This is a genomic window from Alteromonas sp. G4i13 (genome assembly GCF_054960505.1).
In genome coordinates this window covers 1-22,402 of record NZ_JBHNYX010000059.1, presented here as the reverse complement: position 1 = coordinate 22,402, position 22,402 = coordinate 1, and the positions used below count along the sequence as shown (strand labels likewise).

The 22,402-nt window shown below is 40.9% G+C and carries 18 protein-coding genes and 1 pseudogene; 10 read left to right on the top strand and 9 right to left on the bottom strand.

What is annotated here, in order from left to right; all coding sequences use genetic code 11:
- Positions 1 to 87: 87 nt before the first annotated feature.
- The 7 genes and pseudogenes from ACFI6J_RS19565 to ACFI6J_RS19535 all read right to left on the bottom strand — a co-directional run bounded on the left by ACFI6J_RS19565 (position 88) and on the right by ACFI6J_RS19535 (position 10,347).
- The gene (locus tag ACFI6J_RS19565) at positions 88 to 1,506 is read right to left on the bottom strand and encodes an argonaute/piwi family protein (RefSeq protein WP_289622245.1); all 1,419 of its coding nucleotides are present in this window, start codon (positions 1,504 to 1,506) and stop codon (positions 88 to 90) included.
- Positions 1,507 to 1,509: 3 nt separating this feature from the next.
- On the bottom strand, positions 1,510 to 2,895 hold the full coding sequence (locus tag ACFI6J_RS19560) for an SMEK domain-containing protein (RefSeq protein WP_071980017.1): 1,386 nt from the start codon (positions 2,893 to 2,895) through the stop codon (positions 1,510 to 1,512).
- Positions 2,896 to 3,573: 678 nt separating this feature from the next.
- Positions 3,574 to 3,894 (bottom strand): annotated as a pseudogene (locus ACFI6J_RS19555) (efflux RND transporter permease subunit); the annotation flags it as partial.
- Positions 3,895 to 4,014: 120 nt separating this feature from the next.
- On the bottom strand, positions 4,015 to 7,218 hold the full coding sequence (locus ACFI6J_RS19550; protein ID WP_071980020.1) for an efflux RND transporter permease subunit: 3,204 nt from the start codon (positions 7,216 to 7,218) through the stop codon (positions 4,015 to 4,017).
- Positions 7,219 to 7,233: 15 nt separating this feature from the next.
- The gene (locus ACFI6J_RS19545) at positions 7,234 to 8,541 is read right to left on the bottom strand and encodes an efflux RND transporter periplasmic adaptor subunit (protein WP_168477369.1); all 1,308 of its coding nucleotides are present in this window, start codon (positions 8,539 to 8,541) and stop codon (positions 7,234 to 7,236) included.
- Positions 8,542 to 8,554: 13 nt separating this feature from the next.
- Positions 8,555 to 9,901 (bottom strand): TolC family protein, encoded by a 1,347-nt coding sequence (locus tag ACFI6J_RS19540; protein WP_168477367.1) that lies wholly within the window; start codon positions 9,899 to 9,901, stop codon positions 8,555 to 8,557.
- Positions 9,902 to 9,969: 68 nt separating this feature from the next.
- Positions 9,970 to 10,347 carry a hypothetical protein gene (locus tag ACFI6J_RS19535; protein ID WP_156077905.1) on the bottom strand — a complete coding sequence of 126 codons (378 nt, stop codon included), beginning with the start codon at positions 10,345 to 10,347 and terminating at the stop codon, positions 9,970 to 9,972.
- Between the two features lie 252 nt (positions 10,348 to 10,599).
- On the opposite strand from ACFI6J_RS19535, the gene ACFI6J_RS19530 reads away from it, so the two are divergent.
- Genes ACFI6J_RS19530 through ACFI6J_RS19515 form a run of 4 tightly spaced genes read left to right on the top strand, consistent with a single transcriptional unit; the run spans position 10,600 to position 17,223 of the window.
- Complete coding sequence (locus ACFI6J_RS19530) at positions 10,600 to 12,009, top strand: tyrosine-type recombinase/integrase (protein WP_061094527.1); 1,410 nt, start codon at positions 10,600 to 10,602, stop codon at positions 12,007 to 12,009.
- A gap of 4 nt (positions 12,010 to 12,013) precedes the next feature.
- On the top strand, positions 12,014 to 14,482 hold the full coding sequence (locus tag ACFI6J_RS19525) for a hypothetical protein (RefSeq protein ID WP_150140950.1): 2,469 nt from the start codon (positions 12,014 to 12,016) through the stop codon (positions 14,480 to 14,482).
- A gap of 11 nt (positions 14,483 to 14,493) precedes the next feature.
- On the top strand, positions 14,494 to 16,683 hold the full coding sequence (locus ACFI6J_RS19520; protein ID WP_061094525.1) for a hypothetical protein: 2,190 nt from the start codon (positions 14,494 to 14,496) through the stop codon (positions 16,681 to 16,683).
- Between the two features lie 3 nt (positions 16,684 to 16,686).
- Positions 16,687 to 17,223 (top strand): hypothetical protein, encoded by a 537-nt coding sequence (locus ACFI6J_RS19515; RefSeq protein WP_061094524.1) that lies wholly within the window; start codon positions 16,687 to 16,689, stop codon positions 17,221 to 17,223.
- 122 nt (positions 17,224 to 17,345) lie between these two features.
- Here the strand turns inward: ACFI6J_RS19515 and ACFI6J_RS19510 are convergent, their stop codons facing one another.
- Complete coding sequence (locus ACFI6J_RS19510) at positions 17,346 to 17,969, bottom strand: recombinase family protein (RefSeq protein WP_008467336.1); 624 nt, start codon at positions 17,967 to 17,969, stop codon at positions 17,346 to 17,348.
- A 350-nt stretch (positions 17,970 to 18,319) separates the two neighbouring features.
- Here ACFI6J_RS19510 and merR point away from each other — a divergent pair, with 350 nt between their 5' ends.
- The 6 genes from merR to ACFI6J_RS19480 all read left to right on the top strand — a co-directional run bounded on the left by merR (position 18,320) and on the right by ACFI6J_RS19480 (position 21,990).
- Positions 18,320 to 18,691, top strand: coding sequence for an Hg(II)-responsive transcriptional regulator (gene merR, locus ACFI6J_RS19505; protein WP_033011277.1), 372 nt, complete (start codon positions 18,320 to 18,322; stop codon positions 18,689 to 18,691).
- Positions 18,692 to 18,881: 190 nt separating this feature from the next.
- Positions 18,882 to 19,229: a mercuric transporter MerT family protein gene (locus ACFI6J_RS19500; protein WP_012517597.1), complete on the top strand. Its 348-nt coding sequence runs from the start codon at positions 18,882 to 18,884 to the stop codon at positions 19,227 to 19,229.
- A gap of 46 nt (positions 19,230 to 19,275) precedes the next feature.
- Complete coding sequence (gene merP / locus ACFI6J_RS19495; RefSeq protein ID WP_008110847.1) at positions 19,276 to 19,560, top strand: mercury resistance system periplasmic binding protein MerP; 285 nt, start codon at positions 19,276 to 19,278, stop codon at positions 19,558 to 19,560.
- Positions 19,560 to 19,979, top strand: coding sequence for an organomercurial transporter MerC (merC, locus tag ACFI6J_RS19490; protein ID WP_462586337.1), 420 nt, complete (start codon positions 19,560 to 19,562; stop codon positions 19,977 to 19,979). Before merP ends, merC begins: the two co-directional genes overlap by 1 nt.
- A gap of 20 nt (positions 19,980 to 19,999) precedes the next feature.
- Entirely contained in the window at positions 20,000 to 21,439 is a 1,440-nt protein-coding gene (merA, locus tag ACFI6J_RS19485) for a mercury(II) reductase (RefSeq protein WP_008467329.1), read from the top strand.
- Between the two features lie 113 nt (positions 21,440 to 21,552).
- Positions 21,553 to 21,990 (top strand): MerR family transcriptional regulator, encoded by a 438-nt coding sequence (locus tag ACFI6J_RS19480; RefSeq protein ID WP_008110853.1) that lies wholly within the window; start codon positions 21,553 to 21,555, stop codon positions 21,988 to 21,990.
- A 169-nt stretch (positions 21,991 to 22,159) separates the two neighbouring features.
- Here ACFI6J_RS19480 and ACFI6J_RS19475 read toward each other — a convergent pair.
- The coding region (locus ACFI6J_RS19475; RefSeq protein ID WP_462586336.1) for a Tn3 family transposase at positions 22,160 to 22,402 on the bottom strand (243 nt) is incomplete at its 5' end.

The window sequence follows — 22,402 nt, the reverse complement described above, 5'->3', positions numbered from 1 at the left end:
AGTTAAGATGCAAACATTATAACTTAATCCTGCACCCTATGTCTAATACTGAACAGTATTAGACATAATGGTGGTAATGCAACAAATCTACATATAAAAACTGTAACTGACTTGAGGCTTTTCACCTAAATCCACGTATTTCATTATATCCCCAACCTTTTTTGCACACTCAAGAGTAATAGGCAATCTGCCATCTAGTTGTGTGTTATTCCAATTCATCTTAGTTAAACCCAATACTTCCTCAGACAACTCCTCTAAAGACGAATCGTTTTCATAAACATCTATTTTTAGCGGATTTGGTACGTAAGCTCCAGGATAAGTTTGATAAAAATCGATTGTGCCGCGTGTATACAAAACGCCTTCACTTTCATTTATTGAGAGCAATGTGCCTCTCTTGGGTGGATAACTAGTCTGACTAAACAATCTAATATCCGTATTAGTGATAGAAACAAAGTCCTTAGAACGAACGCCTTTCTCTTCTAAAACACGACAAAACCCCCTGATTTCAGTTTCTCGAAATTTTGACGTTTTATGAATAACAATTCTGGCAGGCATTTGCATAAGGGCTTTATCGTATTCAGATAACGCTGAGCTTAATAAATCATAAGCTTGTTCTTCTGACATAAACGGACGCTTATCATTTTTATCGATGACAACAGGTGTCCCGCGTAAGATTACCCCGTGACCAAACTCATCAAATACTTGAGCTAAACTTGTTGATATAGTTTCACCATCTCTACTCTTATAAAATCCAATTCCAACATAACAACTCTTCGGTTTAAAGCGCTCTTCTTTTAGCCTCCATGGAACTGTTTTATTACCTTTATAGTACAAAGCCGTTGCAAAATTCCACGCGCGAGTCGCATCGTCCTGATTCCCTCTATTCGCTTTCCCTGTCAATAGCGTACTTTCGAGCACAAGTTGCAAAGGTATGCCAAGGTGCATGCATTTCGCCTTTAGTAAACGTCTAAAGTCATGTTCCATATACTGTTCGACTGATCCGGTGTCTTTTTTCGAACCAGCATCTTTTTGCGTTAATGATAGGAATAGTTCTTCTGGTATAACGCAAATAATGACGTCAATTGCTCTATTCTCTGCAAGAAACTGGACTTGTTCGTAGTACAAGTTTACTGCTGCCACGACTCTTTCTTCTCTAGTTTTAATACGACTAACTTTAACAATTGAAGATTTTTGAAGCGCGCGCGTGAATCCTGGTGAAGATAATAGTCGCGTGAAAAAACCATAGTCAGCCGAAACACCACCAAAACCTTTAAACAGGTTTGATAGCTCACTTTCCTTGCCGACAATACCGCTGCGACATAAGTCCAACCAAACGTCGAGTTTATCTACGCCCTCCCCCCTTCCTACTATTCCGAGTCTTAGCTCTGAGCGTCTAAGTTCATCTTTAGTATCATAAACACCCATTCGTTCGATTCCATTACGTGGACAAATATGTGTTCCTTTACCGAACTCTAAAAGCGGCTCTTCAATTACGGTAACCTTCACTGTTTATTCCTCCTCATCGATATCAATCAATTCTTCGGTGATGTTTTCTGGGACAAGCTGAATAAGCGAACCGAACTTAATTTCCTGATGTGTCATTTGAGAGAGAAAAAAAGCAATAAACCGGGTCAGATTTCTCACTGCTTGATTGTTTTCAAGCCTTTTTTGCTTCGTTACCAACTTGTCGTGAAAACGGATGCGACGATAAGAGTTATAGGTATAAAGCCAACTCGGTACGATCAGGGTATGGTACTGACCCATCGTATGAATAAACCTTAATTGGAAGCTTAGGTGTTTATAGTGTGCAAGACTACCGGGTTCTTTCTTACTATCTACACGTTCAAAAACTGTTCTATGAGCTGTTTTCATACCTTTCCATGTTTCTTTCCTGTGTGTTTGCTTTTCGTCCTCTTTATTAAAATAGAATTGCTTTTCATACATATCAAAGTTGACATTATGGTGTATGAGCTGCTCCCGTATTTGCCCTTGAAGAAGCGACTTAAAGACATTTTCATATTCTACATATTCTGAGTTATATAGCTCATCGCTATCGACTTCTTCGATAGTTCCAACATCAATTAGAGACTTCAGCGCGGATTGGACTTCGAAATCTTCGAACGTGAATATCTTACCATCATGAAAAGCCCACCCCGTAAACTTAGAGCCTTCAAGTTCTAAAGCAAGACGAATGCACATGTGCATATCTGACTTCCTGCCCTTATATTCAAGTTCACTTTTTGCTCGCGAAAGCACATCCTTTTTGACTATTGTAGTTTCAGCAATAAAAACCTTAGATGGGAAAGTAATTGGCGCAATATTTGACGTGAACACGACTGGAACATCGGTTTTTGGTTCGCGAAGCGCTAAATAAACATCAATTTCTCCAAGAATAAGTTTGAATTCGTGCAGGATCCGACGTTGGGCAGTAACTCTTAATTCTGTTACTTTTGATAAAATGTCGCCGCAATCAATAATATGTGTTTTTGCAATGAAATTAAATTTCTCTCCCGTTATTTTATCAATAGCCTGTTGTGAGTAGCTTTTCTGTTTGCCCACAAGCATCAGAATAAAGAGCTCATCAAAGTTGGATTGATAGTTTTTATCAACGAAAATGGATAGCGTTTTTTTAACTTTTTCGAGATCTGTAGTTGCGGTTACCTGAAATGCTACTCGATCATACTCATCCCCTAGATCTATACCAGGGTAATTTTTCTGCTTCGCATTTAGATTGTGTAACTTTTGCAAGTGAAACAACTCTTTGAGAATGGGTATAAATGCATCTTCCATCGCTAAGTTAATATCAAGCCTACCCTGCTTACTTGCGAGCTCAACCTGACTAACTATTCTTGATACGGCTTCGCGTAATTCGTTTTCGACAGTTAATGCATCCATGTTGATCCTTGATATAAGCCTGATTTTATATACAGTATACATTGGCGCTTGTTTGTATAAATCAAGCTTAATTTACCTTTTTGTTTAGAAACAATACAAACAGTAAAAATACATAAACCTATCAATGTTATTGCAGCGAATGTACTACACTGCTTGTAACTGCTCAGACAGATTAGTACTGTAACTATTATTGGCTGGTCACATGTTCAGCAATCACCCTCGCATTTTCGGGTATTGATTCAAATGTAACGTTGAAAATAGCTTTGTTCGTTGGTCTTATTCTACGATGTCTATCGGTGCTTATTCTCCTTCTGTATTCTGCATACTTTTGCTGAATTACCTTTCCATCATCTGAAATGACTGATATCCGTATGCGAACATTTCGCATTGTACTGTGGGTGATTGACTGTAGCTCACCCCATACGTTCCAGCTATCTCCACTTTGGTTAACATTCACACTAAGAATAGTAACTGGGTCATTAGGTAAGTTTACTATTTCTGTTTCTCTAAGTGAGCTGCTGCAAGCCACGACAGACATCGTCAGGACTATTAGGAGTGCCCATCTTTTCAATGTATATGATTTTTTCATAATTTACTGTCCTTTGAAGAGATTAAGTCATTGATTGCAAAAGAGCCTCGCGTCTTGACGCCCCGAGGTTTCCTGACTATTTCATTTTTTTAGCATGAGCCATTCATTCGATACAGCACTGGCATCACAAAAGGGGTTAGTAAGGTTGATCTACCGATGGCCACTGTCGCCAGAGGCGTTTGAACTTCAGTACCCGTACCCACATTTAACTCCATGTGAATAAAACCCAAGTTCGCAACGAGCGCTGTCATCAACACAGGGCGAAATCTAGTGATTGCACCTTCTACAATCGATTCGATCAAATCATCTGTTTCCTCCAACTGCTGTTTAATAAACGAAATCATCACCAGCCCGTATAACGCCGCAATAGCAGATAGCGCTGTGAAACCTACTCCAGCGGATATAGACAATGTAAAAAAGAGATGTAATATTTTTTGGTAGCCTTTGATAGTTTTTCATATCTACTCCTATAAGGTTTGATGCTAGCCTATCGATGCTTATCGCATGCAACAGGCCAGCTCAAATTAAGATTATGCTCTTGTCATATCTTTTAACTTCCCTTTTGAAAACCAGGCAAAAAGCACAGGCAGTACAAAGAGCGTCAAAAATGTCGCGGTTACTAAGCCGCCTACAATAACACTTGCTAACGGTTTTTGGATTTCAGCACCCACGCCGTTAGACATTAACATTGGAATTAGCCCTAGCGCAGATGTAATCGCCGTCATCAACACTGGCCGAAGTCTTGATGTAGCACCATCGAATACAGCGTCAGATACTGATAATCCGTCTGCAATGCGCTGATTGATGCTTTCTACCATCACCACCCCATTTAGGACCGCCACTCCAAATAAGGTAATAAAACCTACGGAGCTCGGTACAGAAAGATATTGCCCTGATAACCAAAGTGAAAATACTCCGCCTATCACAGCTAGAGGCACATTCACGAGGATCAGCATTGCCTGACCAAACGAAGCAAAAGCAAAGTACAGTAGTAATGCAATTAAGCCCAACGAAAGCGGCACAACTAGTGATAATCGTTTCTGCGCCCGTTGTTGATTCTCAAATTGCCCGCCAATATCCACTGAATAGCCAGTAGGCAGTGCTAGCTGCTCATCAATAGATTGACGAATATCTGCCACCACGCTACCCATGTCTCGACCTTGAACATTTGCCTGGATAACAACTCGCCTCTGTACGTCATCACGTCTGACTTGCGGTGGACCAGAAGCAATCGTCACTTCTGCAACATCTCCTAAACGAACCCATGCACCTGACGGAGTTTGTAAGCGCAAGTCGGCTATCGTTTGACTGTTATTTCGAAATTGTTCAGCAAGCCTGACATAAATATCATAGCGCTCATTACCATTGATGATTTGGCCAGCGCTGGCTCCACCTAAACCTTCGCTTACGAGCTCCATTACATCACCCACGGCCAACCCATAGCGCGACAGAGCGCGGCGATTCGGTGTCACAATCAGTTGAGATTCACCGGCAATTTGCTCCATAGCAACATCTCTTGCACCTTCAACTTCTTTTACTAAAGCTTCAATGGCTTGGCCTTTTTCAGCCAAGATGTCAAGATCAGGTCCAAATAATTTAATGGCAAGTTGAGCTCTTACACCCGATAACAACTCGTCCACTCTTGTCGCGATAGGTTGAGAAAAATTGAAGAGCAAACCCGGATGTTGCTCCATTTTTTCTTCCATTAACGCTTGCAGTTCATAGCGGTTACTTGCACTTGTCCATTCAGGCACTGGCTTTAACCCGATATAAATTTCGATATTGTTTACAGGCTCAGGATCGCCTCCTATTTCGGCGCGACCGATACGCGACAATGTATAGGTGACTTCTGGAAACCCCATTAATATATTCTCAAGCTTAGGGGAGACCTCTAGGGCAGTATCTAAACTAGATGAAGGCGCTAAAGTAACACGCAAGTTAATGGTGCCCTCTTCCAGTTCTGGTACAAACTCTGTGCCAAGCCGAGGAAGCACTACACCAGCAGCGACTACCATAATTGCAGCAATTCCAATCACTACTTTTTTATGCAAAATTGCCCACGATAGCCCTTTGCGATACCCCGCGTCTAAAGGTTTCAACACAACGCTTTCTCGTGGTTTCACGCCTTTTTTAAATAGATACGTCGCCAATGCCGGTACAATAATCAGTGCAACTAATACCGCCGAAAGCATGGCCAACATAATACTAATAGCCATTGGTTGAAATAATTTTGCTTCAACGCCTTCAAAGCTAAACAAAGGCATGAATACCACAAGGATTATGGCTGTTGCGAAGAAGATAGGCCGGGCTACCTCCTTGCCCGCTTCTTGTAATCGCAAAGCGATACCGTGCGTATCATGGGACGAGTCTAATGGATCATCATCTTCAACATGTTCACCCAATTGTCTCTTGTGATCATGCTCAGCATCAGTGTGAGTCAAGTGTTTAAACATGTTTTCAACCATTACCACTGAGCCATCTACTAGCATGCCGATTGCCACTGCAATGCCCCCAAGCGACATAAGGTTGGCAGAAAGTCCAAACCACGACATGACCATTAAGGCAATACCAATAGAAATAGGGATCGAAATCAGGACTAAAAACGTGGCTCGTAGATTCATCAAAAATAAAGCTAGAATAACAATAATAAATACGAACGCTAACATTAGCGCATTTACAACCGTATCCACGGCTTGAGTAATTAAGTCAGCTTGATCGTAGAATACTTCAAAACTCACGCCATCAGGCAATGCTTGGTTAATTCGCTGAATACGAGCATTGACGCCATCAATTGTGGCTTTCGTGTTAGCTCCCATGCGCTTAAGTACAATGCCTGAGACGACTTCACCTAAGTTTTGAATGTTACCGTCGGCGTCTTTTCTGGTCATGGTGGCAGCACCCTGACGAATTTCGCTACCTAACTCAACGTTCGCCACATCGGATACAGTAATCGTTGTTCCGTCTACGGTTTTTAAAGGTACCTGACGTAATTGCTCTAACCCTTCCTCGCCATGATCTAACCAGCCAGTGCCTCTTATCACAAGTTGCTCCTGCCCTCGGTTCATATACCACCCCCCCACATTGGTATTATTCCGCTCAAGTGCTTCCATCACTATATCTTGAGTCAAGCCATATCCAAGTAATTGAGATGGATTGAGGTTAACTTGGTATTGGCGTACTTCCCCACCAAAAGAGAGCACATCCGTTACGCCATCGGCAGGAAGCAGCAGCAATTTCACCACCCAATCATTTAAACTACGCAACGCCATAGCGTCTAGGCCTGAATCGGGCTCAGCCAACAATAGATACTGATACACTTGCCCCAATCCTGATGTGTTGGGTCCCATTTCTGGCGTACCGACGCCCTCGGGAATTAACTCTTTAGCCGCTTGCAGACGCTCGAATACCAATTGACGTGCAAAATAGATATCTGTGTCCTCGCTAAACACAACGGTCACACCTGAAAGACCTGTTTTGGAAATAGAGCGCACTTCCATCACATCCGGTAAGGCATACATCACCGCTTCTATTGGATAAGTAATTAACTGCTCTACTTCTTCGGCAGCTAACCCCGGTGCTTCTGTATTGACAGATACTTGCACGTTGGTGACATCTGGAAATGCATCCAAATTCAGTTTTGGAATAACAAAAACCGCGCTGACTATTAACGTTGTCAGAGCAATCACCACTAACAAACGATTAGTAACAGCCCAATCAATTAATTTATTAAACATAAAGACTCCTCCTAATTAGTGGTTGTGTGGGTCAAAACCGCCTTTAGCGATTTGTGAAGCGACAAAAAAAGCACCTTCGCTTACTACGCGAGAACCCGGCTCTACACCGGTTATTTCCCGCAAGCCACCAAGCGCTCTTCCAAGTTCAACTTCGACGGGTAAAAACTCGCCGGGATGATCTTCTACAAATACCATCCAGTCTCCATCGGGCCCTCGCATTAGCGCACTTTCTGAAACAGCCATTACCGGCATTTTTGTCAGAAAACGGAAATACACCTCGGCAAATTGACCAGGATGCAAACGATGTTCAGGGTTGCTCACTAATAGCCGAACCGTTCTCGTTCGAGTAATTGGGTCAATGGTATGTGCCTCTTGTGTAACCGTTGCATCAACTGTGAAGTCTCCCACTTTGATTTGTGCCGGAGAACCTGCACCTAACCGCAGGTTAATATTCGATGGTAGATGCGCTTCTACCCAAAGTTCACTTTCATCTGCCAACGAGATCAACGGCTCTCCCGCATCAATACGCTGACCTTGTTCAAACGAGTCACTGAGTACCGCGCCATCAATTTCAGCACGTAAGCGATATTCTCCTAATGTTATTGATTGCTGTGAGGTGAGCGTTTTCAAATCTGCATCGGATAAACCATATGAGATTAATACTGCACTAGCCGCTTCAAAATTAGCTTTTGCATCAATGTAGCGCTGCTCTCCAACAGTTTTTCGACCAAGTCCTTTTACTCTTTCCCATTCTGGATATGTTGTTCGGTAATTGGCTTGTGCTTGCGCAACGGTTTCGCTAAAAAGCGTGACAAGCACTTGGCCTTTATTTACCCTGTCTCCCAATGCCACATGACGACGCGTGACAACGGATGCCACTCTGGGTGATACTCTATAGCTGCTATAGCCGTTTGAAAATATTTCACCCGGTGCATACAAAGTATAATTGACAATTTTGGGGCTTAGTGTGCTTACTTTAATGTTGGCTAATGCCATTTGATTGGAGTCTAACGATGCAGAAGCAGTTTCATCATGCTCTTCATCATCTTTATCCTCGTTTTCACCTTTATCATGAGCATGTTCGCTTTCGTGATCATCATGTTCATCGGCACCCTCGCCTCCATGCTCATCAAGCTTTTGACCATCTTGTAGTTCATGTTCTTCATGACCATCATCAGTATGTTCGTCATGTTTATCTTTTATGCTTTTATCGATGCTTGTTACCGTTTCATTGTGAGCATGCTGTTGATCAGACTTTTGTGCGAAACTTGGTGCAGCGCCGACAAATGTGGCGATGAAAACTGCTAATACTGTTTTATTCATTTTGTTAATCCTGTTACTCAATTGAGAAATCGTGTTGAACTGGGGGCAAGTCGATAAGACGACCTGATTGCAGCATGAGATTTTTTAATGCTATGCGCGTTTGCTTTTCGAGCTCTATGCCAGACAGTAAACTTTCTGCGCGTTGATTCAGTGCAATAAGGTAGTTAGTCGTTGATAAATCGCCACTGCGCCACTGCTTCTCTAACAAATCACCACTACTCTCGATGCGACCCTTTACCAATGATTGCCATTGCGTAAACTGTAGGTTGTAGCTTTGCCACGCGCCAAACGCTCCTTTTAAATCGAAACGAAGTTTCCGATACTGCGCTCTAAAACGTGCTTCAGTTTCTAACGCCATGCGTTCTGCGGCGCGAGTTTCTGCACTGTAATCGTTGCGAATGTTTAACGGTATGGAAAAGGTCAGCCCAACGGTGTTTTCTCGCGCTTCCTGCCCTGCATTAATACCAAAAGTAGGATTTGCTTTTGCACTACGTCTAGTGACTTCTGCTTCTTCTTTTTGCGTGAGCCATTGCGCATAAGCGCTTGCTACTTTTGGGTGTTTTAGTAATTCTTCATCAGACGGATATGTAGCATTAGAAGGCCAAAAGTCGTCGGGTATAATCCCTCGCTCTGGCTCCCAATCAGGAAGTAACTCCCGCACCATTGCTTCGGCCATTTGAAGTTGAGCCTCTGCTCCCGCCACTTGAGCAAATTGTTTCGATAACGACAAAAAGGTAAGCTCTGCATCGATACTCCCTAGATCACCAGCCGCTTGACGTATTTCGACCAATTCAAGTAACGAATTAAGTTGCTGTTGTTGTGATTTTGCAATTACAGCGGCACTTCTTGCTGCACGCCAATTGATTAATGCATCAATAGCATCAGCTGATTTGTTTAAAACGACTTCTTGGTATTGAGCTTGTGCAGCAGTGCGCATAAAACCCGCTTTTTGTCGCCTTGCGCCTTGCCTGTCCCAAAGGTCGATTGTCTGTTCAACACCCACGCTGTAGTCATTGTTATCGCCATTACGCGTATAGTCAGTTGACAATTCAGGGTTATAAAGGGCTCGTTCAGAAGCATCAGCGAGCGCACCTGTGCTTAACAATTGTTCTTTGGCCGCGACAATATCGGGATGTTTGTTTATCTGTGAAGAGAACCAACTTTCCCAGTTCTGATTTTGCGCATGAGCAAAAATCGGTACAAACAATAAGCAAGTGCACAGCAGTTTGGTGCCATTAAATGTAAGTAAGCTAAGCCGTCTCAATGATGTGGCTTTTGTTGTTTGAATACGCTTAAAAGACGCAGATAGCAGTGGCGGCCTGACATGCAGGTCACGCCCAATAAAATGAGTGAGATTCATAATAATCCTAAAATTAAATAATAACGGACGTCGCGTTTAAGGTTATCGCGACGAGCTTTAAACAGAATTTAGGATTTTTGCTTAGGTGGGCGCAGTAGGCGGTTGATAGGTGCGTCTATAAGAGCATCTAGATAGTTAAAGTTGTGGTTGGACACCACGTGATGGTGTTTACTGATACTGTCATGACCGACCCACTGAACATGTGTACCATGGCAATGACCACAGTGATGACAGTCGGCTGGGTTATGCTGCCCCTTTACTTGGTCGGTACTTGCATCTTGAATACTTGTTGATGACAAACTCTTATCATGCTCAGCATGATTGTGTTCATGTTGCAAATGTTGAGTATCTATTGCATGAAAATCTAATGAATTGGCCACAGCAGAAAACGACTGAAAGAGTATCAGCGAGATCATGATGTAACTTATTCGTTTTAAATTTTTCATAAGCGTGAGTCTACCAAGTCTATTTCACTTCGTCACGACATTGTTCATTGGCAAATTCTAGCTTACAGTTGGGAAATACTTTAGACATCACATGTTGTAATGTTTCAGGTTGTATAAATTAGACGTCGAGATGAGGGGTGGTTACAATTTTTACTATTGGTTAAGAAATATCTTGAAAAAGTAGATGTATGAACGCGTAACCCCCTGGGGGAAGGCTTAGCAGTGTGAATAACGGATGATTTAGGTGTTAATGTGATTGAACAAAATAGGTCGTTTCCAGATGACTTCGGCTTTGACTATTGTCTTATGTGGATTAGTACGGAGAAATATCCCTCATTTATAAGTAGGCCACACCCTGACAGTGGCGAGATCATCCATGACGTTAGGGACAACTCAAAACCATTTGCTCATAAACTTCCAATTTTAATAGACCCCGATGGTATCAATGTGGTGCCAGTGAATCTATATCTTCACTCTTTGTTGGCAGATCCAGATATATCCTCCGATAAGACGATTCAATCCCATGCAGTTGCGTTATTGAGCTTCTATCGGTGGTTGAGCACGGAAATCCCCGAACATACACACCCAAGGACTGGCCTTCTGGTTGATGAAAAACCTCCGTTAACAATATATGACTGCACCGAGAAGGTAGAGGAAAGTCCAATCGTGAGATATCGAGACTATTTATTGGAAAACCTTTATACCAAGGATGAAACTGGAAAAGTCGGTGGTTCTCCAAGTACAGCCTCTAACTATGTTTTGAAAGTTGTCAATTACTTCATCTTCCTTCATCGCCAGCGGATCATTTCAATCAGCAAAACCTTTCGACCATTTGAGTTTAAGGCAAAGACTGTTCGCATAAGCAACAAAGGAAACAGAGCACAACATGAAATGCTCTCACATCTCAATCGCAGTCACAGTAAGGAAATTATTGTATACACCACAGGTCTCACTAGACCATTTAAGAACATAAAAAAACCTCAAGATGCTGATATTCGAGAGCTTAACCCACTTCGTGAAGATGAAAAACAAGAGCTTTATAAACACCTTGATATTGAAAATTCATCTGACACTAAAGCCCTAATGGTGTACTTAAAAACTGAAACGGGATTGAGATTGGAGGAATTAATAACATTTCCTGCCTCTGTCGTGGACAAGCCAAAAGCTAAAGTAGTTAAGGTGCAAATTGGTGAGAATATTAACGGTTGCTTAACCAAGTTCAAAAAAAACAGAACAATTGAAATCCCAGCCAGTGTCATGGATCTGTTGTACGAGTACAAGTTAAGTAAGGCGAGGAAGAAGGCTATTGAAAAAGGATTACTTCGCCATAACCACTTATTCGTTAAATCGAATGGCAATATCTACGCTCCAAACACCATTCAAAAGTATGTGGAAACTATCCGCAATGATTTGACACACTGTGGGCTTGATATTTATTTTGCCCCTCATGACTTACGAGCCACTTTCGCAACCGACTGGCTGTACAGCAAACATATGGAAACAGGTAAGCCCTTCGAGGCTTTGTTACAGGAGCTGGCTGATTTGATGGGGCATGAAAGCACCTCTACCACTCAAAAATACGTTAACTACATGAATGACAATAAAACATGGTTGGAATTCGCTCAGCGTAAAAATCAATTCGCACAACAATCGCTGAGGTGATGATATGGCAAAAAGTCGATTAGCAGCATCGAGAAATCAAAATAAATCACCCGCTCCGCCGATTACTAAGAAAAATGTTACTTCATTAGATTTGATCGTTGATATACGGCCAGAAGGGGTGCTAAACAGCACAAGACACAATTTTATTTATTGGTGTCATGAACAGTGTGATCCCAAAAAACCATTAGCTAAACCCTCTCGACTGGAAAGAATGCAAAAGCTAAAAAGATGGGTTGATCAAGAGAAGAAAAATGAAACCAATGCATGGTCTCTAGTAGTTAAATTAAGCGCCTTAAAGACTTACATTGCATTTTGCGACATTAAGAAGTTCGACCCTTTTAGTCAGGCTGGATATCTTTATTACGCTGGTAACTCAGGTGAGTTACGGCGCTTAGTTGACATTGCTAGTGAGCCTAAAAAATACCAATTTCAGTATCATAATGGTGAAGAGTTTGGTTTGTTGGAATCCTCAGCTCTTCAAAAAAAGATGAATCTCGACTCGATGCTTCCAGTGCTTGATTTTGATGTGTCAGACATGCAAGCCACGCTTAAGAGCTTTACTGGTGAGATAACAGATTTTGCTACACTACCTTATACATCAAGCGAATGGTATGCACTAGTTAGACGCACTCAGCTTCTCTTTTTCTCTTTGGTAACTCAACTTATTGCGTTTAAAGAAGAAAACCCCGAATCGCCCCCACCTCAATACCTAGAAAACATTGTGGTTGAAAGAATAGATAATCGTGACATCACGATTACACTTGGGAGAAAAAATGGTTCAGCTTCAGAAGGCTTAGCGAGTCCTTTTAATCAATGCATGTCGGCAGCTTACACTTTGTTTGCCTATTACACTGCATTTAACGACACAGTGATTAGACAGGTTCGCCACCCCATTAAAATGGTTACGTCAAATAAAGATGGTCGGACATCAAAAGTTGCTCAAGTTCGCGCTTACAAAGGTCGTGCATCAAAGGACGTAAAAGCGTTATTTTCAGGCTTAGAAGAAAGCTCCCACCCCGAAGCCAAAGATGAGGAAGCTGGGTTTATTGTCGCTGACATCAATAAGCGCGACACTGTTGGAGAAACTGACGGAATTACCTTTCTTCGAGCACTCGAACTCCTCTCGAAAACCTACAGCGAAGACCCTTATGACACTCTGATATATTTCCTCAATAGCGAAGGTGATAAAGGCAAGGTTGATGTGTCTGGAGCTTCATTCCAATTATCAAAGAACCTAAATTTGCTTTCTGATAGCAGAGCTGAGTTGACCGACCATCTAGTAAAAACCTACGCCGACATTGTTAAAGATCAAAAGATGACCACGTTTAACAAGATTAAACGAGATGATGGTGTATACACGATGGAAGCAAAAGTCACCGTTCTTAAAAAGCAAGTTGTAACAATAAGAGCAATGCCTATTGCTTACGCTGCTCTTTCATGTATGACTGATGTTTCATTGCGGAACGCGCTTATACCGCTTAATTATTCAGAGAAAGATTCCGATGGAGCGATGACAGTTTCTTTCAAATATGCTGATGGCTCTAAAGGTGAGTTTATTGTTGCAGCTAAATACAAACCTTTTCTTCAATTGGTTGAGCGTTATGCTGCGAGCAGAAACCCTTTACCCAGAAAAAATTATGGTTTTGGTGGGGGGAGTTCAACAACCAAGCATCCATTCTTACTACCGCTGGGTGGTAAATATGTTACTTATCAGTGGTCAGAAGGTGAGGTTCCGATTCGCGAAGTTCTGTTAAAATTGTGTGGCATTGGTCGCGGTGATTACTTTATAAATATTACCGCCAGTAGGATTCGCACTACTCATTCTAACTTAGAGTATAAAGCTGAAGAAAAAGGGTGGACAGCCCGAAAAATTTTGCAGCACAATATTGAAACAACTGAAAGACATTACCCCAACGGCCACCCTGTCTCAAACAACAAGCAAATGTCACAAGGGATGATGGGGTTAGTCTACATAGCCCAGGGCAAGAGCCGCAGTGAAGCTATAGAATCGGTTAAGAAAGAATTGGAAATTCCCGTCTTAGAATACGATGTTTGGAAACAACGTAATGCTCCTACAAACCCCAATGGCATTAGCTGCGGCGGGGAAATTGATTTGCTGTCAGAGAAAGATTGGCATTATGCAGCACGCAAGTTCGCAGAAAAAAAAGGGATTATTGAAGAGGGTCAAGATATTACCTGCTATCAATACGATCTTTGCGTCTTTTGCAAAAGCGCCAAACTCGTTGATGACCCCTACGCTATTTATAAACTATTGAGCTTTCTCGATGCGTTAAGTGAAGCCATTGACCAATACCCAGAACGCGCTTCGGTAATTCAATTAAAGATAAATCGCTTTCAAGCTAACCTTGACGGCCTCCCATTAGAGACCGTTGAACAAGCTGAGGATTTGCTTGAAGAAAAAGGGCGTTATCCACTTTTCGACTCGTTATCTTCCATTACCCAATTTTTATAAGGGCTATATCTATGCTGTCTTTTGAAAACTCACAAGATATGGATTCAACCTTAGATACCATGCGTTTAATTGGTGATAGAGGCGACTATTTGCAACAGGAACTTCTCCCTGCGCTACTGCGAGGCGATTGGGAAGAGTTAGACAAAATGGTGGTCTATCAAGATCAAAAAAAGACCATCTTGTTTGGCGAGGATATATGGGCGTTTAGAAATTCTGACTACAAAGGGAGTGGGGTCACGAACTTGATTTTTAACATTGAGCCAGAGCAAGAAGAAAATGTCATTGTACTTCATCAAAAAGAGCGTCACATGCTTAATCAAATGAAGTGCGTAGCATTAGCGGATATGTGGTTTTCTGTTAAACATATAGAACTGGCTTCAATAAATAATAAAAAAAACTCTCTTCGAAAGGATATTGCCCAACTAATCAAACGTGGCATCAATTCATTTGAGGAATTGAATCAAGAGCATCTAGAAATTTTGGTTACTGAGGGATGGTATGATATTTCTAGGAGCTATTGTTTTATAGGGTTGAATAGTCTTGTCCACTTGAAAGGGCTGCTACCTTTCAAGGTCAATTTTTCACATCAATCCCATAAGATGTACAACATGAGTTCTGATGCGCAAAACGGAAAAGTGGTGATTCCCCCCCGAATCTATTTTGCGGCATTAAAAGGGTACAGTGAAGATATCGTAAAAGCCTACGGATTAAGAGATGAAATCGAACAAGCAGTTGAGCAGATGATTTCCTTTTATTCCGATGAAGTAAAAAGAAAAATTCTGAGGGTTAGAAGCGGCTATAGCCATAAACCTCATGGCGGTTATGCAGAATCATGGGAACGATTTACCCAGGCGCTCGACAACAATGGAATAACCTTAGCGGATAAAGGTGAAGATCCACGGTGGATGCAAATATTCACATCTATTCAACCCCGCATTCAAATACGACGAGAATGTCTTAGTATCTTCAGAGCACGCATTGGCAACACTTATTATGGCTGGGCTGGTTTTAGACAGTATTTGAGAAGCTTGAACACAAAAGCCTCATGGCTTTGCTTGGCATTGTCAGGAATGCGCGTAGACGAGTTGTACAAAATGAGTCCTGTTTACGGTGCGCAAAGAACGACTTTCGATAAAAATGGATGTGAGTCCGAAACTGGCAAGGAAACCATTTACTTTCTAACTACACGCCAATCAAAAATTACGATCAGTAGTCAAACCAAAAATGACACGTTTGTAACCACGGAAACGGGTTGGAAAGCCTTCCATATATTAAATGCTATTAATACGCCTTATCGCGACAGATTTGCAAAGAAAAATAATCATCGAATGTTTGCAAACTTGAAGGACATCGCTTTTCCCCAACCTATAGGGAAGAGCGCATTACACACTAAAATTAATACGGGGTTTAACAGCGATAAATTTGATTTTACACTTACAGCAGAAGATATGGGGCATTTACAGACCTCCGACCCAACCCAAACATCTTTTAATCAGGGTGATAAATTTCACTTTTCGCCACACCAGACACGGCGCTCCCTCGCGTACTACCTAATTGGTTATGAGCTGTGTTCTTTCCCCGCCTTGAAGCAGCAATTTTCGCATTTGTCGATGGCAATGACGCGATGGTATGCCCGAAATGCCTATTCATTTGAAAAACTTTACAGCGAAATACAAAAAGAACGAGTCACACAACAGGCTGAGATATTTGCTCGCATATATCAAAAAATGGCGAATGGTAAGCGTATCGCAGGAGGTAAAGGTCAAGCAGCAGCGGCTGAGATTAGTCGCGAAGGTGAAAGTTATTTTGAAGATGGAGTAAGCAAACGCAAGCTATCGGTTGACTACTGGATAGATCGGTTGACCAACGGTAAAGAACATTTACATGCTATTGCTCCTGGGATGTATTGCACTAATACTCAATGTTCAATGCGTATCAATATTGATTTAAGTGAATGTGTAGACTGCGAATATGATTTTATTGAAAATGCTGTTTATGCCGAATCCTCCCGTATGGACGCAATGAGAAACGTTGAGTTTTTAAAAGAAAACAATGAATTAAACTCCAGTTCTGCAACCAAATACTTTATGCAGGTAAAAGCTGCGGAAGCGATCATGGATGATCTAGGATTTAAATATGAAAAGTATGAATTTGCAGAAGATGTGCTGAATTTGGTTATCGAAACGACAAGGAAGGCGTAAGGCATGACAGACAAGGCGGAGTTAAGCTCAACAGAAAGACAGCTAAGAGACGCATTGGCGCGGCTTGTTCATCAAAAGCCGATTAACAGAGAGTTGAAACAAAAGCTTAAAGCCAACAAGCTTAAAATTGTTGTTTCTAATGTTGAGAAAGAAGCGGGGTTATCGAATGGATCGGCCAGGCGCTATCCAGAAACAAAAGCGCTGATCGAAAGCGCTGAAGCAAATCGTGTTCATGGAGTAAGCAATGTGTCCGATACTGTGGTTCGCGGCCACCCTCTCCACATAAAGGCTAAGGAAGACTTAGACAAAGCTAAAAAAGAAATCAAAAAGCTTAAGAGAGAAATTGAGAAGAAAGAAGAAAAGCTTGGAGATTATAAAAAACGCTTAAAGTCTCAAGCCGTGAGAATGCACCAAATGACCGTTGCTATGTGGGAACATATGCCTGAAGAATGCAAGCATATTGAGTTAATGATCGATGTGGAAACAACGGGGGCAACAGGCAACGTTCTAGAATTCAAAAAGCGAGAGAAGCTAGATTAGCTCCGAGACTTATGTTCTTAGCTGGATTAGTCTGGACTCAACCTGTCAAATTCAAATCACGATGCAATTAGGTCCGACAGGTTGCTCTAAGGGGTTTTGCGCCCATCCCCTCGAAATTAACCTTAGTCTAAGTTTTTAAGCTTTTTTCTAACTCTAATTACCGTACTTCGACTAACTCCAACTGCTTCAGCCGTTTTATTAATACTAAATCCAGCTTCAGTAAACGAGGCAATCCTATCATGAGCCTCTAAATCAGGCTGACGACCGTGATAAAGTCCCTTTTGCTGTGCTTTTACAATACCTTCTTTTTGCTTACGTTCACGTTCTCGATATTCTTTATATGCACTGGCCGCTAATATTTCTAACAGCATATTATTAATAGCACTAAGTATTGATCTCATAAAATCATCACTTGGAAAACTGCCAAATGTTAAATGACTGGTTGGTAGATCTAAACTAACAACACTAATTCCTTTTTCATTTATTGAGGCTACAAGAGTTTTCCAATCATCAGGGCTTAGCCTTGTTAAACGATCGATTGATTCAACTAACAAAACATCACCGGACTCTGATTCATCCAATAAACGAATTAGCTCTGGTCTATCTAAAGAATTACCAGATTTATTTTCTATATAAAAAGAAGCAATTCGTTTGCTGAAGCCAGAAACGAATTTTTTTAATGAGCTTTTTGCTCTATTTGCATCTTGCTCAGAAGTTGATGCTCGTAAATATGCTCTTATGAACATTTTTGCCTAATTAGGTCTATTTAGATGGTGTCATATCATATAGGTTTATTTAAGTGGTGTCATTACGTAATTGCCTGTGATATATTAACAGTATCTTTAGGGTGTACTCATGTAGAACTGCATGTAATAACACTAATTTGGACTTTGATAATGAAAAAGGATAAACCATACATTGTTGTGGTTTAATATTGTTGTAACAACGGTAACTTTACTTATTTAATAGAAGAAAAAACAAAATCAATTAGCGATGTTTAAACTGGTATTCATTGATGGTCACTTTAATTAGATATAAAGTAAGTAAACAAAAAGTCAGTAAGGTAATTGATAACGTGTCTAAACGAACCATAAGTATGTTGGCTAAAGAACTGAGTGTAAATGTCGAAACAATTCGCTTTTATGAACGCAAAGGCTTAATTAAACAACCACCAAAGCCTATGCAGGGCTATAGACATTACCCGAAAGAAACGGTAAATAGAATACATTTTATCAAGCGTTCTCAAGAATTAGGTTTTACGCTAAATGAGATTGAAGGGTTACTTGCGTTAAACGATAGTCCATGTAGTAAAGTACAAGAATTAGCTAATAAAAAACTGATCGCAGTACAAAAAAAGATGGCTGACTTGTTGTTGTTAGAACACGCTTTGGAAGAACATTTAGGACAATGCCAAAATAATGATGACGATAGCCACTGCCCAATAATTGATTCGTTGCAACCGAAGTAAATGATTCACTTAACTACCATTTCCCACTAAAACAGCATATCCAATTTTACTTCTGCGCCTTAATTCAAGTTAGCTTATTCCCCGTATCTGTCGTAGCAGATTATCAAAGATAAATTTTTTATAAATCACCCTTGACTCCGTACTTAGGTACATGCAATACACTTGCATTATCACTTAATGAGGTATCTATATGAATCAAAAAAAATCAAACCTTCCAATGATAGGAGGCATCATAGCAGCATTAGGCGCAGGCGTATGCTGTGTAGGTCCTTTGCTCCTGTTATTACTTGGGGTAAGTGGCTCATGGATTGGTAATTTAACTGCATTTGAACCCTATAGGCCATTATTTATCGCATTTGTAGTGTTGTTGTTTGGCTACTCAGGTTGGAAAATTTACCGTCCTGTAGAAGAGTGTGAGCCGGGAACGGCCTGTGCAATTCCTAAGAAACAGCAACAACGAAAAGTCATTTTCTGGCTGAGCGCTATAGTTGCGACAATTTTAGTGACCAGTAATTATTGGATACTTTTGTTTGCTTAATATACAGATCAAGAAATTTATAACATTTTAAAATTTGGAGCTAATTATGAAAAAATTATTATTAACCGCACTGCTTTCACTTTCTAGTTTTGGTGCTTTTGCTGAAGTAAAAACAGTTACACTGGAAGTGCCAACGATGAACTGTGCGACATGTCCAATCACAGTTAAAAAGTCATTAGAAAATGTTGATGGCGTTGAAAATGCGAAAGTTACCTACAAGCCTAAGCTAGCTGTTGTTTCTTTTGATGACACTAAAACCAACATCAATGCATTAATTGCAGCGACTACCAACGCTGGCTACCCTTCAAATTTAAAAAGTGAAAATAAGTAATGTTTAGCCCCTTAGAACTAGTTACGCGTATCGGAGATAAAGCAGGCTCTATAGGTGCACTTGTTTCGGCAATGGGATGCGCCATGTGTTTTCCCGCGATAGCTAGTCTTGGTGCGGCAATTGGGATGGGATTTCTTAGTCAGTGGGAAGGGGTATTTATCAATACGTTGTTACCACTGTTTGCAGTATTAGCGCTGGCAATGAATATCTTAGGCTGGTTTAGCCATCGTCAATGGTACCGTAGTTTTATCGGTTCAATTGGCCCCATTTTGGTTTTACTCTCTTTATACCCTTGGTTCCAGTACGGGTGGAGTTCATACGTTACTTATACGGGGCTAGGACTAATGGTTGCTGTATCAATTTGGGGCATGGTTTCTCCTGCGAATAAACGCTGTGATGATGAAACTTGTACCGCTTAACTTTTTTAGAGGAATAAAATATGTCAACGAATAGTTGTTGCTCGTCAAATGACATCCAGCCAGAACAATTACATGTAGCCATTATTGGTAGTGGTTCAGGGGCCTTTGCCAGTGCGATTAAAGCAGCAGAAGGCGGAGCAAGAGTTACTATCATTGAAGGAGCCGATGTAATCGGAGGTTGCTGTGTAAATGTCGGCTGTGTTCCTTCAAAAATATTGATCCGTGCTGCGCAATTAGCGCATCAGCAACGTACTAACCCGTTTGATGGTTTAGAAAATATTCAGCCACAACTTAGCCGCTCCTTATTAGCACATCAGCAAAACGCTCGCGTCGAAGAACTACGCGATGCTAAATATCAACGTATTTTAGAGAGTAATCCCGCGCTATCTTTACTTAAAGGTTATGCACGTTTTAAAAATCAAAATACCTTGCTAGTTCACAAGTCTGATGGTAGTGAAGAAGAGCTGGTTGCAGATCGCATTTTAATTGCAACAGGCTCTACACCAAGCATTCCGCCAATTAAGGGTTTAGTTGATACACCTTATTGGACATCAACAGAAGCCTTATTTGCAGAAGAGTTACCGAGTAGTCTAGTTGTCATCGGCTCCTCCGTTGTTGCTCTGGAAATTGCGCAAGCTTATGCCCGTTTAGGTAGCCGTGTGACAATTCTAGCCAGACATACCCTTTTATATGCTGAAGATCCGTTATTAGGTGAAAAACTGGCAGAGTGCTTTGAAAAAGAAGGTATTAGGGTACTTAATAATACGCAAGCAAGTCATGTTTCTTATGATAGCAATGGTTTTTCATTGGAAACTAACGAAGGAACATTAATCGCTGAAAAATTGCTTATCTCTACGGGTCGCCATGCAAATACTGGAAAGCTTGGTTTAGAAAATGTTGGTGTTGAAACAGATAAAAGTGGTGCCATTGTTGTTAATAGTATGATGGAAACATCAACAGCTAACATTTATGCCGCTGGAGATTGCTCCAATATGCCACAATTTGTTTATGTTGCTGCTGCTGCCGGAAGTAGGGCTGGAATTAATATGACAGGTGGAAATGCGCAACTCGACTTATCTACCATGCCTGCTGTTATATTCACCGACCCACAAGTTGCTACGGTAGGTCTAACCGAAGTACAAGCTTCAGCGGTAGGAATAAATACGATAAGTCGTGTACTTGATATGGAAAACGTACCAAGAGCTTTAGCAAATTTTGAAACGGATGGTTTTATCAAGTTGGTAGCTGAAGAATCCACGGGAAAACTGATAGGCGCACAAATTTTAGCCCATGAAGGCGGAGAACTGATTCAAAGTGCGGCTCTTGCTATTCATAATAAAATGACAGTCGAAGAATTGGCAGGTCAACTATTTCCGTATTTGACGATGGTTGAAGGATTGAAGTTATGCGCTCAAACCTTTAGCAAAGACGTTAAAGAGCTATCTTGCTGCGCAGGGTAATCATTTAACGGTAATGTACTTACAGAAATGTTAATGGAGTGCCAATTGATTGAATGTAATCAAGATATCTTAAGGCATTCCATTAACAACACAAATTGGAAGCATGCTAAATCATGATTAAATCTAAGGTTGAAAACATTCCTGTTGGTGAAGTCAGTTTTTTGACAGAGATACCTGACATCAATAAGTTCATTAGTAGTGATGATGATGCGTTGGATTTTCCTTTGAGTATTTCTCAACTGGCACTAGCTGCACAAACATCTGTCCATACGGTAAGAAATTATGTTCTTGAGAACTTAGTACACTGCGAAGAAAAAACTAAGTCAGGCCATTCACTTTACGGCTTATGTGCATTAAAGAGATTAAAGTTCATTCGAGCAGCAAGGGCGGCAGGTCTTCTTGTAGTTGATATCAAGCCATTACTAATGGCAATAGATGCAGGAGAAAGAAAAGTTCCTGAAGACATCCAAAAGCTGCTACTTACTAAAATCGAGCATAGAAAAGTATTTTTAAATCTAGTAACAAACCAAATTGAAGAGTTTTGCAATTAGAACAATTATAGAACAGTTCATGGCTCGACTAAAAACTTGTTAGCTTATCTGTTTTCTATCAATGTTAGCTTGTATATATCAAGCATATAGAATATCAACACCTCCAATTTTTAATGGCACTTTGATGCGCAGTACCTTTTGAATTAGAAATACAAACAGATGGCATTCTTTAACTTATTGATTCTACATCACTAAGTAAACCAGCTAAGTCGATTTCTTTGCGGTCTTTATTAAAGGCATATTCCCCATTTAGATTAATGTGTTGCCAAGCAACAGGTGAAAGCCGAGAAATAACATCAACCACATCTTGCCTACCGTTCCTCTCTTGGATTTGTAAAAATGCCGATAGTAACGCGGAATTATAATAAATAATGCAATTTGAAATGAGTCGAGCACAATCGTTCCATTGTGG

Excerpts from the sequence above, each read along its gene's own strand:
- ACFI6J_RS19560 (WP_071980017.1), bottom strand. The coding sequence starts at position 2,895 with ATGGATGCATTAACTGTCGAAAACGAATTACGCGAAGCCGTATCAAGA.
- ACFI6J_RS19550 (WP_071980020.1), bottom strand. The coding sequence starts at position 7,218 with ATGTTTAATAAATTAATTGATTGGGCTGTTACTAATCGTTTGTTAGTG.
- ACFI6J_RS19545 (WP_168477369.1), bottom strand. The coding sequence starts at position 8,541 with ATGAATAAAACAGTATTAGCAGTTTTCATCGCCACATTTGTCGGCGCT.
- ACFI6J_RS19540 (WP_168477367.1), bottom strand. The coding sequence starts at position 9,901 with ATGAATCTCACTCATTTTATTGGGCGTGACCTGCATGTCAGGCCGCCA.
- ACFI6J_RS19535 (WP_156077905.1), bottom strand. The coding sequence starts at position 10,347 with ATGAAAAATTTAAAACGAATAAGTTACATCATGATCTCGCTGATACTC.
- ACFI6J_RS19525 (WP_150140950.1), top strand. The coding sequence starts at position 12,014 with ATGGCAAAAAGTCGATTAGCAGCATCGAGAAATCAAAATAAATCACCC.
- ACFI6J_RS19520 (WP_061094525.1), top strand. The coding sequence starts at position 14,494 with ATGCTGTCTTTTGAAAACTCACAAGATATGGATTCAACCTTAGATACC.
- ACFI6J_RS19515 (WP_061094524.1), top strand. The coding sequence starts at position 16,687 with ATGACAGACAAGGCGGAGTTAAGCTCAACAGAAAGACAGCTAAGAGAC.
- ACFI6J_RS19510 (WP_008467336.1), bottom strand. The coding sequence starts at position 17,969 with ATGTTCATAAGAGCATATTTACGAGCATCAACTTCTGAGCAAGATGCA.
- merR (WP_033011277.1), top strand. The coding sequence starts at position 18,320 with ATGTTGGCTAAAGAACTGAGTGTAAATGTCGAAACAATTCGCTTTTAT.
- ACFI6J_RS19500 (WP_012517597.1), top strand. The coding sequence starts at position 18,882 with ATGAATCAAAAAAAATCAAACCTTCCAATGATAGGAGGCATCATAGCA.
- merP (WP_008110847.1), top strand. The coding sequence starts at position 19,276 with ATGAAAAAATTATTATTAACCGCACTGCTTTCACTTTCTAGTTTTGGT.
- merC (WP_462586337.1), top strand. The coding sequence starts at position 19,560 with ATGTTTAGCCCCTTAGAACTAGTTACGCGTATCGGAGATAAAGCAGGC.
- merA (WP_008467329.1), top strand. The coding sequence starts at position 20,000 with ATGTCAACGAATAGTTGTTGCTCGTCAAATGACATCCAGCCAGAACAA.
- ACFI6J_RS19480 (WP_008110853.1), top strand. The coding sequence starts at position 21,553 with ATGATTAAATCTAAGGTTGAAAACATTCCTGTTGGTGAAGTCAGTTTT.